Genomic DNA, 15,309 nt, shown 5'->3' on the forward strand with positions numbered 1-15,309 from the left:
AACTTCGTAATGAATTACGTATGTTCACTCAGAGACTTGGTATTCATTTTTCGTCTTGCGACGTTAAGAATCCATGTCACTTTGAGTGCCCACACAGATTGTCTGATAAATTGTTAAAGAGCAGTGCCGCTTCGCTTTTCGCAGCGGCGCGGGGTGTGCATATTACGCTTTCCCGCTTCAGAGTCAAGCGTTTATTTTCGCTTTTCTCTGCTGACCCGGCGGCGTGTGTGCCGTTGTTCCGTGTCAGTGGAGGCGCATTATAGGGAGTTATTCTGAGGTGACAAGGGGAAATTTAAAAAAAGTTTCTGTCCGTGCTTTTTTTCACCAACATCGGTGAAATCAAGCTACAAATTGTTCTATTTGATGTATCTGCAACCACAATCACACCCGAGGTGGCATACTTATCAGCATGAATCATTAAGGAATAAAAGCGATGCCCTTAAGCGCACAACAGCTGGCAGCCCAAAAAAACCTGTCATATGTCCTGGCAGAGAAGCTGGCTCAGCTGATTTTAGCGGGTAAATATGCCCCGGGTAGTATCCTGCCGGGCGAAATGGAGCTGGGAGAACAGTTTGGGGTTAGCCGCACAGCCGTTCGCGAAGCAGTGAAAACGTTAACGGCAAAAGGCATGGTGCTCCCGCGTCCACGCATTGGCACGCGAGTGATGCCCCAGGCTAACTGGAACTTTCTCGATCAGGAGTTACTCTCTTGGTGGATGACTGAAGATAATTTCCATCAGGTCGTCGATCATTTTCTGGTGATGCGCAGCAGCCTCGAACCTCAGGCATGTCTGCTCGCCGCCACGCTCGGAACTGCCGAACAAAAAGCCCAGCTTAATACCTTAATGGCAGAGATGGCCTACCTGAAAAAACACTTTAACCGCGAACGCTGGGTTGAAGTCGACATGGCCTGGCATGAACATATTTATACGATGAGCGCCAACCCGTTCCTGACCTCCTTTGCTTCATTATTCCATTCGGTGTACCACACTTACTTTACCTCTATTACCCAGGATGAAGTGGTGAAGCTGGAGCTGCACCAGGCAATTGTAGACGCCATTCAGGAGAGCGACGGGCAGCGGGCCCTGAGCGCGTGTCAGACATTGCTGGCCGCACCCACCCACCAGCAGGTGACTAAATGACAAAGAAAAAAGCGCGCAGCATGGCCGGATTGCCGTGGATTGCAGCCATGGCGTTTTTTATGCAGGCACTGGATGCCACTATCCTTAACACCGCACTTCCCGCGATAGCCCAAAGCCTCAACCGTTCCCCACTGGCGATGCAGTCCGCTATCATCAGTTACACCCTGACGGTCGCGATGCTGATCCCCGTGAGCGGGTGGCTGGCTGACCGTTTCGGCACCCGTAAGATATTCATGCTGGCCGTGACGCTTTTCACGCTCGGCTCTCTGGCCTGCGCGCTCTCAACCTCCCTCACGGAGCTGGTTATCTTCCGCGTGCTTCAGGGGATCGGTGGCGCGATGATGATGCCCGTCGCGCGTCTGGCGTTATTGCGAGCCTATCCGCGCAGCGAATTACTCCCAGTGTTGAATTTCGTCACCATGCCAGGTCTTGTCGGCCCGATACTGGGTCCGGTACTCGGCGGGGTGTTTGTCACCTGGGCGAGCTGGCACTGGATCTTCCTGATTAATATTCCGATTGGTGTGGCGGGCCTGTTTTATGCCCGCAAATATATGCCGGACTTCACCACGCCAAGGCGCAGCTTCGATATGGGCGGCTTTTTCCTGTTTGGCCTGAGCCTGGTGCTGTTCTCCAGCGGGATGGAGCTGTTTGGCGAGAAGATCGTCGCGACGTGGTTAGCGCTCTCCGTTATCCTCGGCGGTATTCTGTTATTCCTTCTTTATATACGTCACGCGCGCCGTCACCCGACACCGTTAATCTCCCTGGGGCTCTTTAACACCCGAACGTTTTCCGTAGGGATAGCGGGCAACATAGCGTCACGTCTGGGGACAGGCTGTGTGCCGTTCCTGATGCCATTGATGCTGCAGGTGGGCTTCGGCTACCCGGCCCTGATTGCTGGCTGCATGATGGCGCCCACGGCGATGGGCTCAATTCTGGCGAAATCAACCGTCACGCAGGTGCTGCGCTGGTTTGGCTATCGTAAGACGCTGGTTGGCGTGACGGTGTTAATCGGTCTGATGATTGCGCAGTTCTCGCTGCAGTCCGCCGCGTTACCCGTCTGGATGCTGATCCTGCCGCTGTTTGTGCTGGGCATGGCGATGTCGACGCAGTTCACGTCGATGAACACCATCACCCTCGCCGACCTGACTGACGAGAACGCCAGCAGCGGCAACAGCGTACTGGCCGTCACACAGCAATTGTCGATAAGTCTGGGGGTTGCCGTGAGTGCGGCTGTGCTGCGGTTTTATGAAGGCTTCGACAGCGCGAATACCGTTGAGCAGTTCCACTATACCTTTATCACCATGGGCGCACTTACCGTGGTATCGGCGCTGGTCTTTATGCTGTTAAAACCGAAAGACGGCCGAAACCTGATTAAAGAGCGTCACAAAGAGAAAGCTAAACCGAACCGCGTTCCATCAGAACAGGAGTAAGCTGCAGGCGTTGCTGTTGCAGCGTGGGCTGCGCCATACGGTGGATCAACACATCGATGGCCAGCTCGCCCAGTTCATCTTTTGGCTGATGGATCGTGGTCAGCGGCGGCGTCATGTAGCTGGCCAGTTCGATATCGTCGTAGCCAATCACCGCCATATCGTCCGGCACGCGTAGCCCCGCCTGATACAACGCCTGGTAGGCACCAAACGCCATCGCGTCGTTACCAATAAACACCGCCTGCGGGCGCGGCTTTTGCGCCAGCAGCTTCTGCATCGCCTCGAAACCGCCGTTAAATTCAAAATCACCGGTGATCCGATAGCCATCAGGAATGGCAAGCCCCGCCCGTTCCATGGCAGAGAGATACCCTTCCAGACGCAAACGCGCAGGAGTTTTATCCAGCGGCCCCGTAATACAGGCAATACGAGTGTGGCCTTTATCAATCAGATGCTGAGTCGCCATATCACCGCCCAACAGGGAGTTATCCTGAATCAGATCGCTGGTGCCGTCGAACGGCGCCCAGTCCATCATTACTGTGGGAATAGAAGGATAACGCTGGATGATCTCTTTCGAGGGCTGGTGCGTTTCGGTGCAAAGCAGCAGTAGCCCGTCGACGCGTTTTTGCATCAGCGTCTCCAGGTTGCGGTTCATGCGCTGCTCGTCGCCTTCGGTATTGCACAGCACCAGGCTGTAGCCACGCTCGAAGCAGCTGCGCTCCACGCCGCGCACAAGTTCAGAATAAAAAGGGTTGGTACTGGCGGTGATCAGCATACCGATGGTGCGCGTCTGGTTGAGCTTAAGGCTGCGCGCCAGCGCCGACGGCGCATAGTTGAGTTCTTTTATCGCCGCGTCGACTTTTTCCCGAATCGCCTCGCTGACGAAGCGATCGTTATTGATGACGTGAGAGACCGTCGAGGTAGAAACGCCCGCCATGCGGGCGACATCTTTCATTGTGGCCAAGCGTTACCCCTGCTGACTTAAGAATTCATCGATCTCTTTACGCCACGGAACGGAAGGCTGGGCACCCTTACGCGTCACCGCAATCGCGGCGGCAGCATGTGCGAAGCGGATGGCCTCATCCATTGCTCTTCCTTCCAGTAGCGCCGTCACCAGCGCCCCGTTAAAGGTATCTCCCGCTGCGATGGTATCAATCGCTTTGACCTTAAAGCCCGGCACGCGGCGGCCTTCGCCGTTGACGCTTGCCCACACCCCACGGCTACCAAGGGTGATAATCACGGTGCCGATGCCCTTATCGTGCAGCGCACGCGCGGCTCGCGCGGCATCGTCATCATTTTCAACGCGGATGCCCGTCAGCTTTTCGGCTTCGGTTTCGTTCGGCGTAATGATGTCCACCAGCGCCAGCAGCTCGTCTGATAATACACGGGCTGGGGCCGGGTTAAGTACGACAGTAGTATGATTTTCATGCGCAATTCTGGCAGCGGCCAGCACGCTTTCAACCGGTGACTCCAGCTGCATCAGCAGGGCTTCGGCTCTGCCGATGATTGCTCGTTGCGCTTCTACGCGTTCCGTCGTCAGCGCAGCGTTAGCGCCAGCATGAATACCGATGACATTCTCACCTTCCGTGTTGACGAAAATCAGCGCCACGCCAGTAGATTCCCCTTCGACTACGCTCACTGGCGCAACATCAATGTTGTCGCTCGCCAGCTGTTTGCGTACGCGCTCACCGGTATCGTCATCACCCGTGCAGGCGATAAACGCGATATTCGCCCCGCTGCGTCCGGCGGCGACGGCCTGGTTTGCGCCTTTACCACCAAAGGCTACCTGGTACTGGTTACCCGTGACGGTTTCGCCCGGCGTGGGGAAGGTTTCAAGGTTAAGAATGTGATCGGCATTGATACTGCCAAGGACGACGAGGTTGCCTGCGGTTTTCATGGTTGGGTTGTCCATCTGAGAGCGCCACCGGTGTTACCCGGTGGCGTATGCCACACTTTTCTTTATTGGTGTCCCTCAGGCAGCCAGCGACTGCCTGATTCGCCTTTTACTGCTTGATGACCAGCTTCAGGTCAACCGGGTATTTGGCCTGAACTTTTTCGCCCTTCAGCACTTTGTCGGCAGTTTCAACGCCAGTGGCGCCAATCTGCTCAGGCAGCTGAGCGATGGTCGCAGCCAGTTTGCCATCGTTTACTGCTTTTTCACCATCCGGCGTGCCGTCAAATCCGACAACCATCACATCAGATTTACCTGCGGTCTGCAGAGCACGCAGCGCGCCGAGCGCCATTTCGTCGTTCTGCGCGAATACCGCCTGCACGTCAGGATGTGCGGTCAGCAGGTTCTGCATAACGTTCAGACCTTTAGTACGGTCGAAGTCTGCCGGCTGGCTGGCCAGCACGTTGAATTTGTGTGCAGCCACAGCCTGCTGGAAGCCTTCGCCACGCTCGCGCGCTGCGGACGTACCGGCAATCCCCTGCAGTTCGATAACTTTCGCGCCTTCACCGGCTTTCTTCGCGATGTAATCACCGGCGATTTTACCGCCCAGCACGTTATCAGACGCAATGTGGCTCACAACTTCGCCTTTCGTTGCCTGACGGTCCAGGGTGATCACCGGAATTTTAGCCTGGTTTGCCATCTTCACGGCGTTACCTACGGCATCGGAATCGGTTGGGTTGATCAGCAGAATTTTAGTGCCACGAACGGTTAAGTCCTGAACGTTAGCCAGCTCTTTCGCCGGGTTGTTCTGTGAATCCAGCACCACCAGGTTGTAGCCCAGCTTGTCCGCTTCTTTCTGCGCACCGTCCTTCAGGGAGACGAAGAACGGGTTGTTCAGGGTAGAGACAACCAGCGCGATGGTATCTTTCGCCATGGCGTTAGCACTTACGGTTGCGCTCAGCGCGACAGCAGAAACCAGGGTAGCCAGTTTTTTCATGTTCATATCTAAGATGTCCTGTAGTGTCGTCAGTTACTGTTTTTTGTTGTCTACCAGTACCGCCAGCAAAATCACCACTGCCTTAACGATCATCTGGTAATAGGAGGAAACACCTAACAAATTCAAACCATTATTCAGGAAACCAAGAATCAGTGCGCCGATCAATGTCCCAACAATGCGACCTTTACCGCCCGCAAGACTCGTACCGCCCAGAACCACTGCCGCGATAGCATCCAGCTCATATCCCGTACCTGCCGTAGGCTGTGCGGAAGAGAGGCGCGCCACTTCGATAATGCCCGCCAGTGACGCCAGCAAACCGCACAGGGAGTAAACGATAATTTTGACTTTATTGACGCTGATGCCGGACAGGCGCGTTGCCGCTTCGTTACCGCCCAGCGCGTAGATATAACGGCCCAGACGGGTGTGGTGCAGCATGTACCACGCCGCCAGGAAGACAATAGCCATGATCCAGACCGGGGTTGGGACACCCAGCGGGCGACCAATACCGAACCAGCCGAACAGATCCGCGTTATCGGTAAAGCCGGTATTAACCGGGCTGCCGTTGGTGTAAACCATGGTCACACCGCGTAGCAGCAGCATCATCACCAGCGTGGCGATAAACGCCTGAACGCGGCCTTTTGCCACAATAACGCCGGTTACGGCACCAATCGCTGCGCCTGCCGCTAGGGCAGCGGCCACGGCCACCAGCGCGTTGACTTCAATGCCGACAATCGAAGCGGCGATCGCACCGGTGAGCGCCAGCAGGGAACCGACGGACAGATCGATACCCGAGGTCAAAATCACCAGCGTCATGCCGACCGCCATAATGGCGTTCACCGACGTCTGCTGCAGAATGTTAAACAGGTTATTAACGGTGAAGAAATTCGGGCTCATGGTCGACACAATCGCGATCAGCACCAGCAGGGCAATCAGCGATTTTTGTTCCATCAGCCATGCCTTTGTGAAATAGCGGCGACCAGAAACAGCCTGGGTAGTCATCTTCTTACTCCTGATTCACGCGATTAAGCTTGCCCACAGCGGCAGCCATCAGAACTTCCTGGGTGGCCTGCTCGCGAGTGAATTCACCGCCGAGATGCCCTTCATGCATGACGATAATGCGATCGCTCATGCCTAATACTTCTGGCATCTCGGAAGAGACCAGAATGATGCTCAGACCGTCGGCTTTGAACTGGTTAATCAGCTGATAGATCTCTTTCTTCGCGCCCACGTCCACGCCGCGGGTCGGCTCGTCAAGGATCAGCACTTTCGGGCGCGTCATCAGCCCGCGCGCAATCGCCACTTTCTGCTGATTCCCGCCGGACAACAGGCCAATCGCCTGCTCCATTGACGGGGTTTTAACGTTAAAGAGGCGGATAAAATCGCTCACCGCCTGCTGCTCGTCTTTATGCTTCAGCGTACCGCCGCTGTGGCTGAAATAGCGCAGCGCGGTCAGGGACATGTTCTCTTTTACCGACATCCCCAGCACCAGGCCGTCGCGCTTGCGGTCTTCGGAGATATAGACGATGCCGTTCGCCAGGCCATCCTGCGGAGAGCGGGTGACCACTTCATGACCGTCGAGGGTGACATAACCGCTGGTGCGCGGCAGTGCGCCGTACAACACTTTCATCAGCTCGGTACGTCCTGCCCCCATCAGGCCCGCCACGCCCAGGATCTCGCCCTGGCGCAGGGTAAAGGTCACGTCGTTCACGCCCGGACCGCAGAGGTTGTCCACCTTCAGGCGGATCTCACCCGGCGCTTTCTCCAGATGCGGATACTGATCTTCGAGCTTACGTCCCACCATCATTTCGATGAGCGTATCTTCGGTCAGTGTGGCCACTTCGCGCTCGGCAATAAACTGCCCGTCGCGGAAGACGGTGACGTCATCGCAGATTTCGAAGATCTCTTTCATGCGGTGAGAGATGTAGACAACCCCGCGCCCCTGCGATTTCAGCTCGCGGATAACGCGGAAGAGAGATTCGGTTTCGGTATCGGTCAGGGCGTCGGTCGGTTCGTCCATAATGATGACCTTCGACTCAAAGCTCAGCACCTTGGCAATTTCCACCATCTGCTGATCGCCAATGGAGAGATCGCCGACCAGACGGTCGCTCTTAAAGCGCAGGTTCAGCTTCGCCAGCAGCTTGTCCGCTTCGGCATACATGGTTTTCCAGTCGATTTTGCCGAACCGGTTAACAAACTCGCGGCCGAGGAAGATGTTTTCCGCAATGGTGAGCTGAGGGATGAGGTTCAGCTCCTGGTGAATAATACCGATGCCCGCTTCCTGAGAGGATTTCGGGCCATTGAAGGTGGTCTCTTTGCCCAGCCAGACGAGTGAACCGGCATCGCGTTGGTAGATACCGGTCAGCACTTTCATCATGGTGGATTTGCCGGCACCGTTCTCGCCCACCAGCGCCATCACGCGCCCGGGATAGACGTTCAGCGCCGCGCCGGAGAGGGCTTTTACGCCCGGGAACGACTTATCGATCCCTTTGAGTTGCAGTAATGCGTCCATGATGGCCTCAGAAGGTGACGCCAGCACAGAGAATGATATTCGCATACGGGGAACACTCCCCGCTGCGAATCACCGCCTGACTGTCTGCGGTTTGTTGTTTGAACTGTTCGTGCGTCGTGTAACGAATTTCTATGGTGTTTCCCTGGTGTTGTTGCAGTTGCTCAATGTGGCTGAGCAACGTTTCGTGGAGTTGCGGATTATGTTGTTTGATTTCCGCCGCGAGAATGGCCGCCTCAACCTGCATCTCCGCGGTCACGACTTCCAGTACCTGCATAAACGAAGGAACACCCTGCGTTAACGCCATGTCGATACGGGTTGTGCTGCGCGGAACCGGTAAGCCTGCATCGCAAACCACCAGCGTATCGGTATGCCCAAGACGGGAAATAACCGATGAGATTTCTGAGTTGAGAACCGTGCCTTTCTTCATTTTCTTGCTCCACTAGCGAAACGTTTCGCTAAAAGTAGTGTAGCCCCAGAAATGTTCAGAAAACCATCATGACGTAACAGATTTGTGATCGACGTCGAAACGTTTCGCTAAGTGAAATATGGAGACAATTATTGTGGGTTGGCGAGGGGTTTGGTAGGCCGGGTAAGCGAAGCGCCACCCGGCATTTTCAAAAGGGATTAGATCTCGACCTGCGTTCCCAGCTCAATCACGCGGTTAGGCGGGATCTCAAACTGGTCAGGCGCACGCAGGGCGTTACGCTGCAGGATGAGATAAAGCTTGCCGCGCAGGCGCAGATACCACGGGCGCTTGCCGATGATCAGCGACTCGTGCGACATAAAGAACGACGTCTCCATCATCCGACAGCTCAGCCCTTCCAGGCCGCAGCGGTGGAACACCTCTTCCACGTTTGGCGTTTCACGCCAGCCGTAGCTCGCCACCACGCGCCAGAAGGTCGGCGACAGCTGCTCAATCTGCACGCGACGGACGTTATGAACATACGGCGCATCTTCTGTGCGCAGCGTCAGCAGGATCACGCGCTCGTGCAACACTTTGTTGTGCTTGAGGTTATGCATCAGCGCGAACGGAATGACGTTCAGCGCGCGAGACATATATACCGCGGTCCCCGGCACGCGAACCGGCGGGGATTTCTCCAGAGAAGCGATCATCGCCTCCAGAGAGTTCCCGTGCTCGTGCATGCGGCGCAGCAGGCGGAAGCGCTCGCTTTTCCAGGTGGTCATGACAATGAACATCACCAGACCCAGCGTCAGCGGCAGCCAGCCGCCGGAGACAATTTTGTCGAGGTTCGCAGAGAACAGCGGCACGTCGATGCACAGGAAGCCCACCAGAATCATCGCCACGAGGAATTTATTCCAGTGCCAGTTACGGTACGCCACCGTGGTGGAGAGAATCGACGTCAGCACCATCGTCCCGGTCACGGCAATACCGTACGCCGCCGCCAGGTTACTGGAGTGCTCGAAGCTGACGATAACAATGACAACAGCGAAATAGAGCAGCCAGTTAATGAAAGGAATGTAGATCTGGCCGGACTCCATCTCCGAGGTATGGATGATGCGCATCGGCGAGAGATACCCCAGACGCACCGCCTGGCGCGTCAGAGAGAACACGCCGGAAATCACCGCCTGAGAGGCAATGACGGTCGCCAGCGTCGCCAGGATCAGCATCGGCACCAGCGCCCAGTCCGGCGCCAGCAGGAAGAATGGGTTCTTGATCGCCTCTGGGTTTGTAAGCAGCAGCGCGCCCTGGCCGAAGTAGTTCAGCACCAGCGACGGCAGCACCACAATAAACCATGCCACGCGGATAGGCAGTTTCCCGAAGTGGCCCATATCAGCATACAGCGCTTCCACACCGGTAATAGAGAGCACGACGGCACCCAGCGCCACGAAGGAAACCACTTTGTATTCGAGGAAGAAATGCACCGCCCAGTAAGGGTTCAGCGCATGCAGCACTTCCGGGTTGGCGATAATGCTGCGCAAGCCAAGCGCAGCCAGGACCAGGAACCAGGCCAGCATAATCGGCGCAAACAGTTTCCCCACCAGCCCGGTACCGTGCTTTTGGATCACAAACAGCAGCGTCAGAACGATAATGGCTAGCGGAACCACCCATGTCTCGAGCTGTGGCGCGATAATTTCAAGCCCCTCTATCGCCGAGAGCACCGAGATAGCGGGCGTTATCACCACTTCCCCGTAGAAGAAGCTGCCGCCAATCAGCCCGATGATCACGAGCACCGACGTCATTCTGGCAGAGGTATTGCGTCCGGCAAGGGACATCAGCGTCAGGATACCGCCTTCGCCCGCGTTATCTGCACGCATGACGAAAGAGAGATATTTAACGGAAACGACCAGAATCAGCAGCCAGAAGATGAGTGACAGGAAGCCAAAAACGGCATCGCGTTCAACACCAAACCCAAACTGGCCGGACAAACATTCACGAAGCGTATACAGCGGGCTGGTGCCGATATCACCATAGACAACCCCGATCGCCGCAAGCGTAATTGCGGGTAATGATTGCTTATTATCAGTGCTCATAGACTAGTCTTTTCGTTTAAATAACAAATGTGTGCCTAGTCCCTTGGCCCACAAAAAGCGCACAGTATGCACGATTCACTGCAAAATCGTACCCCTAAATGCAACCGCATTAATGTAGCGCAAAGTAAATTGCGCCGCACTTCAGTCTATTACCAGCCCTGACCGAAACGTCTATACTCGCTTCAATTGGCCGCCACGACGGCGAAAGGATGCAAAACTATTATGGCTCACTCACATTTATTAGCAGAAAGAATTTCCCGCCTCAGCAGCGCGCTGGAGAAAGGCCTTTACGAGCGTAGCCACGCCATTCGCCTCTGTCTACTGGCGGCATTGAGCGGTGAAAGCGTGTTTTTGCAGGGTCCACCGGGCATTGCCAAAAGCCTGATTGCCCGCAGGCTCAAATTTGCTTTTCAGAACGCCCGCGCCTTCGAATATCTCATGACCCGGTTTTCCACCCCCGAAGAAGTGTTTGGTCCGCTTTCCATTCAGGCGCTGAAAGATGAAGGGCGCTATGAGCGTTTGACGGCCGGGTATCTGCCTGAGGCTGAAATTGTCTTTCTTGATGAGATCTGGAAAGCCGGCCCGGCGATTCTGAATACCCTGCTGACGGCGATTAACGAACGTCGGTTCCGCAACGGCGCCAGCGAAGAGAAAATCCCGATGCGCCTGCTGGTGGCCGCCTCTAACGAACTGCCTGAAGCCGACAGCAGCCTTGAAGCGCTGTATGACCGCATGCTGATCCGCCTGTGGCTGGACAAAGTGCAGGATAAATCAAATTTCCGCTCCCTGCTGATAAGCCAGCAGGACGAGAACGAAAATCCGGTGTCTGCTTCGCTGCAGGTCACCGATGAGGAGTATCACCAGTGGCAGCAGGATATCGGCAAAATCACCCTGCCCGACGCGGTCTTTGAGCTGATCTTCATGCTGCGCCAACAGCTTGATTTACTCCCTGCAGCACCTTACGTCTCTGACCGTCGTTGGAAAAAAGCGATCCGTCTGTTGCAGGCCAGCGCCTTGTTTAGCGGTCGTGATGCCGTTGCGCCCATCGACCTCATCCTGCTAAAAGACTGCCTGTGGCACGATGCCGAAGGGATGAACCTGATGCAGCAGCAGCTCGACGTTTTGATGACCGGGCACGCATGGGGCCAGCAGGCGATGCTCAACCAGCTGGGGGCGATTGCCCAGCGGCGCATCCAGCTCCAGCAGCAGCAAAGTGATAAAACCGCGCTGAAGGTGAATCGCCTTGGGGGCATGTTCGCCCGCAAGCCGCACTATGAGCTTCCTGCCGATCTGACTGGTACGACGCTAACGCTGCTGCTCCAGCAGCCGCTCAAACTTCATGACATGCAGGTAGTCCACATTACGATTGAGCGCGAAGCGCTGGCGCAGTGGCTGGATAAGGGCGGTGAGATCCGCGGCAAGCTCAACGGTATTGGTTTTGCCCAGCCGCTGACGATGGAAGTGGACAGCAGCCAGCATCTGGTGATCCGCGACGTCAGCCTACAAGGATCGCGTCTGGCGTTGCCGGGCACCGCTTCGGACAGCGTGCCGGAGGAGATCAAACAGCAACTGGAAGCGCTGGATACGGAATGGCACCAGCAGCACACGCGCTTCAGCGAGCAGCAAAAATGCCTCTTTATTCATAGCGACTGGTTAGGTCGCATCGAAGCCAGCCTGCAGGACGTCAGCGCGCAGATCAAACAGGCGCGTCAATGCTAACGCTGGACACGCTCAACGTGATGCTGGCAGTCAGCGAGGAGGGGTTAATTGAAGAGGTGGTCATCACCCTTCTGGCCTCTCCGCAGCTGGCGGCCTTCTTTGAAAAATTCCCCAAGCTCAAAAAGGCGATGACTGACGATCTCCCGCGCTGGCGCGATAATCTTCGCCAGCGATTTAAGGAGACGGAAGTCCCGCCTGAATTGACGGAGGAGGTCGCCAGCTATCAGCAGTGCCAACGGCTGTCGACGCCGCAGTTTATCGTTCAGCTGCCGCAAACCCTTACGCTGCTTGATAAAGTCCACTCTCCGTTTGCCAGCCAGGCGCGGGCGCTGGTCACGGATAACGCCACTTTTACCCCGGCGCTGCATACCCTTTTCCTACAGCGCTGGCGCCTCAGCCTGGTCGTTCAGGCCACAACGCTGAACCAGCAGCTGCTGGATGAAGAGCGTGAACAGCTGCTCAGCGAAGTTCAGGAGCGTATGACGCTGAGCGGCCAGCTTGAAGAAGTGCTGGTAGAAAATGAAAACGCCGCCGGACGTCTGTGGGACATGAGCGCCGGGCAGTTGAAGCGCGGTGACTACCAGCTGATCGTCAAGTACGGCGATTTTCTAACGCAGCAACCCGAGCTGATGAAGCTTGCGGAACAGCTTGGCCGCTCGCGGGAGGCAAAATCGATCCCAAAGAAAGACGCGCCGATGGAAACCTTCCGCACGCTGGTCCGCGAACCGGCCACCGTGCCGGAGCAGGTGGATGGATTGCAGCAAAGCGACGATATTTTACGCCTGCTGCCGACCGAGCTAAGCACGCTGGGGATGACCGAGCTGGAATATGAGTTTTATCGTCGGCTGGTGGAAAAACAGCTCCTCACCTATCGACTGCACGGGGAATCCTGGCGCGAGAAGATAAGCCAGCGTCCTGTGGTTCATCAGGACTTTGATGAGCAGCCGCGCGGGCCTTTTATTGTCTGTGTGGATACGTCCGGATCGATGGGCGGGTTTAACGAGCAGTGCGCGAAGGCGTTCTGCCTGGCCCTGATGCGCGTCGCGCTTGCCGATCGGCGCCGCTGCTTCATCATGCTGTTCTCCAGCGAGGTGGTGGGCTATGAATTGACGAACCAGCAGGGGATCGAGCAGGCGATCCGCTTTTTGAGCCAGCGTTTTCGCGGTGGTACCGATCTGGCCAGCTGCTTTCGCAGCATTGTGGAGCGTATGCAGGGCGGTGACTGGTACGACGCCGACGCGGTGGTGATTTCCGATTTCATCGCCCAGCGGCTGCCGGATGACGTGGTGAATAAAGTGAAGGAGTTACAGCGGGTGCACCAGCACCGTTTCCATGCCGTCGCAATGTCCGCACATGGAAAACCCGGCATCATGCGCATCTTCGATCATATCTGGCGCTTTGATACCGGGTTGCGTAGCCGTCTGCTCAGACGCTGGCTGCGTTAATTAAAGAAGAGAACCGACGCTTTCACGCACCTGCTGCGGCCATACGCCACACTGCACCTGACCGATATGTGGCAACTGAAGCAGCAACATGGTCAGACGGGACTGGCCGATACCGCCGCCGATCGTCTGAGGCATTTCACCGCGCAGCAGCGCCTGGTGCCACTCTAATTTGAGGCGATCTTCATCACCGGTAACGGCCAGCTGGCGCTTCAGGGCGTCAGCATCCACGCGGATCCCCATGGAAGAGAGTTCGAACGCATCTTCCAGAACCGGGTTCCACACCAGAATGTCGCCGTTCAGACCCGCAAATTCGGACTCCCCCGCAGTGCTCCAGTCATCATAATCCGGCGCACGAACGTCGTGGCGTTTGCCGTCAGACAATTTCCCGCCGATCCCGATCAGGAAAACGGCACCTAACTCTTTGGCAATTGCTCGCTCACGGCCTTTGGCATCCAGATCCGGGAAGCGGCTCAGCAATTCCTGGCTGTGAACAAAGTGGATCGTTTCCGGCAGGAACGGTGCCAGACCAAACTCTTTGCTCACTGCCGCTTCGGTGGCTTTGATCCCGGCGTAGATTGCTTCAACGGTAGATTTCAGCGTGCCAACGTGACGCTCGCCGTCACCCATCACGCGCTCCCAGTCCCACTGGTCAACGTAGACGGAGTGAATTGGAGTGAGGCGGTCTTCATCGGGACGAAGGGCTTTCATGTGCGTGTAAAGCCCTTCGCCCGCGCTGAAGTCATGTTGCCCCAGAGTTTGACGCTTCCACTTCGCCAGGGAATGAACCACTTCGAACTGGGCGTCTGGCAGTGTTTTCACTTTCACCTGTACCGCTTTTTCGCATCCAGACAAGTTATCCTGCGTTCCGTCACCCACGCGGCTGAGAATGGGCGCCTGAACTTCAATCAGGCCAAGTTTCTCTTCCAGCTGGCGGGAAAAATGGGATTTAACGAAACTGATCTGGCGTTGTTTTGCAATGTAAGCGGTTTTCATTATTTATACTCCTGCGTCCTGTTGGTAATGATTAAGCAACAGAACCGGCACTTAATTCAATAACCCATCAACAAAAAGCCTCGTTCACTTTTGATTCGTTAAAATAAGACGCTAGAATAGAGGTATTCATTAATCTTCATAAGAAAAAGCTATGGAAAATTATCAGATCGACAATCTGGACCGCGGCATCCTGGAGGCCTTAATGGCCAATGCACGCACCGCCTACGCCGAACTGGCGAAACAATTTGGCGTCAGCCCAGGGACCATTCACGTTCGCGTAGAGAAAATGAAGCAGGCGGGGATCATTACCGGCGCACGCATTGACGTCAGCCCAAAGCAGCTGGGTTATGACGTCTGCTGCTTTATCGGCATCATTCTTAAAAGCGCCAAAGACTATCCTTCCGCGCTGGCGAAACTGAACGCGCTGGATGAAGTCACCGAGGCGTACTACACCACCGGGCACTACAGCATCTTTATTAAGGTGATGTGCCGATCGATTGATGCTCTCCAGCAGGTACTTATCAACAAGATCCAAACAATCGATGAAATTCAGTCCACCGAGACGCTGATCTCCCTGCAAAACCCGATCATGCGTACCATCCGCCCCTGATCGGGCAAAAGCATACCCACATTTTCCACAGGTAGATCCCAGCTCGCTCACAGCGTACAATGATCGCCTCTTTATCTGAGTGAGCGA

Annotated in this window: 14 protein-coding genes; 6 read left to right on the top strand and 8 right to left on the bottom strand. The window is 55.8% G+C overall.

The window, feature by feature from the left end:
• The 3 genes from K5E19_RS21850 to mdtD all read left to right on the top strand — a co-directional run.
• Positions 1-263 (top strand): hypothetical protein (locus K5E19_RS21850; RefSeq protein WP_133240909.1); only part of this gene is annotated, 263 nt, incomplete at its 5' end.
• A gap of 170 nt (positions 264-433) precedes the next feature.
• The gene (locus K5E19_RS21855; RefSeq protein WP_221553064.1) at positions 434-1,141 is read left to right on the top strand and encodes a FadR/GntR family transcriptional regulator; all 708 of its coding nucleotides are present in this window, start codon (positions 434-436) and stop codon (positions 1,139-1,141) included.
• Positions 1,138-2,571, top strand: coding sequence for a multidrug transporter subunit MdtD (mdtD, locus tag K5E19_RS21860; protein WP_221553065.1), 1,434 nt, complete (start codon positions 1,138-1,140; stop codon positions 2,569-2,571). The genes K5E19_RS21855 and mdtD overlap by 4 nt, the downstream gene beginning before the upstream one ends.
• Here the strand turns inward: mdtD and rbsR are convergent.
• The 7 genes from rbsR to kup form a co-directional block, all read right to left on the bottom strand.
• The gene (gene rbsR, locus K5E19_RS21865) at positions 2,537-3,529 is read right to left on the bottom strand and encodes a ribose operon transcriptional repressor RbsR (protein ID WP_221553066.1); all 993 of its coding nucleotides are present in this window, start codon (positions 3,527-3,529) and stop codon (positions 2,537-2,539) included. The two genes, mdtD and rbsR, sit on opposite strands and share 35 nt — an antisense overlap.
• A gap of 3 nt (positions 3,530-3,532) precedes the next feature.
• On the bottom strand, positions 3,533-4,462 hold the full coding sequence (rbsK, locus tag K5E19_RS21870; protein WP_221553094.1) for a ribokinase: 930 nt from the start codon (positions 4,460-4,462) through the stop codon (positions 3,533-3,535).
• Positions 4,463-4,568: 106 nt separating this feature from the next.
• A complete protein-coding gene (gene rbsB, locus K5E19_RS21875; RefSeq protein WP_010426610.1) occupies positions 4,569-5,459 on the bottom strand; it encodes a ribose ABC transporter substrate-binding protein RbsB in 891 nt (296 codons plus the stop codon).
• Between the two features lie 27 nt (positions 5,460-5,486).
• Positions 5,487-6,452 carry a ribose ABC transporter permease gene (gene rbsC / locus K5E19_RS21880; protein ID WP_006808742.1) on the bottom strand — a complete coding sequence of 322 codons (966 nt, stop codon included), beginning with the start codon at positions 6,450-6,452 and terminating at the stop codon, positions 5,487-5,489.
• 4 nt (positions 6,453-6,456) lie between these two features.
• Positions 6,457-7,962 carry a ribose ABC transporter ATP-binding protein RbsA gene (gene rbsA, locus K5E19_RS21885; RefSeq protein ID WP_221553095.1) on the bottom strand — a complete coding sequence of 502 codons (1,506 nt, stop codon included), beginning with the start codon at positions 7,960-7,962 and terminating at the stop codon, positions 6,457-6,459.
• A 7-nt stretch (positions 7,963-7,969) separates the two neighbouring features.
• Positions 7,970-8,389 carry a D-ribose pyranase gene (rbsD, locus tag K5E19_RS21890; RefSeq protein ID WP_003862392.1) on the bottom strand — a complete coding sequence of 140 codons (420 nt, stop codon included), beginning with the start codon at positions 8,387-8,389 and terminating at the stop codon, positions 7,970-7,972.
• Positions 8,390-8,586: 197 nt separating this feature from the next.
• Entirely contained in the window at positions 8,587-10,455 is a 1,869-nt protein-coding gene (gene kup, locus K5E19_RS21895) for a low affinity potassium transporter Kup (protein WP_108417223.1), read from the bottom strand.
• 222 nt (positions 10,456-10,677) lie between these two features.
• Here kup and ravA point away from each other — a divergent pair, with 222 nt between their 5' ends.
• Positions 10,678-12,174, top strand: a complete 1,497-nt coding sequence (ravA, locus tag K5E19_RS21900) for an ATPase RavA (RefSeq protein WP_221553067.1) — start codon at positions 10,678-10,680, stop codon at positions 12,172-12,174.
• Complete coding sequence (viaA, locus tag K5E19_RS21905; protein WP_221553068.1) at positions 12,168-13,619, top strand: ATPase RavA stimulator ViaA; 1,452 nt, start codon at positions 12,168-12,170, stop codon at positions 13,617-13,619. Before ravA ends, viaA begins: the two co-directional genes overlap by 7 nt.
• On the opposite strand, the gene asnA is transcribed toward viaA, so the two are convergent.
• Positions 13,620-14,612: an aspartate--ammonia ligase gene (gene asnA, locus K5E19_RS21910; RefSeq protein ID WP_221553069.1), complete on the bottom strand. Its 993-nt coding sequence runs from the start codon at positions 14,610-14,612 to the stop codon at positions 13,620-13,622. It lies immediately after the preceding gene.
• Positions 14,613-14,763: 151 nt separating this feature from the next.
• On the opposite strand from asnA, the gene asnC reads away from it, so the two are divergent.
• A complete protein-coding gene (gene asnC / locus K5E19_RS21915) occupies positions 14,764-15,222 on the top strand; it encodes a transcriptional regulator AsnC (RefSeq protein WP_008500198.1) in 459 nt (152 codons plus the stop codon).
• Positions 15,223-15,309: the final 87 nt, after the last annotated feature.

The organism is Enterobacter sp. RIT637 (assembly GCF_019718755.1).
GTDB lineage: Bacteria > Pseudomonadota > Gammaproteobacteria > Enterobacterales > Enterobacteriaceae > Enterobacter.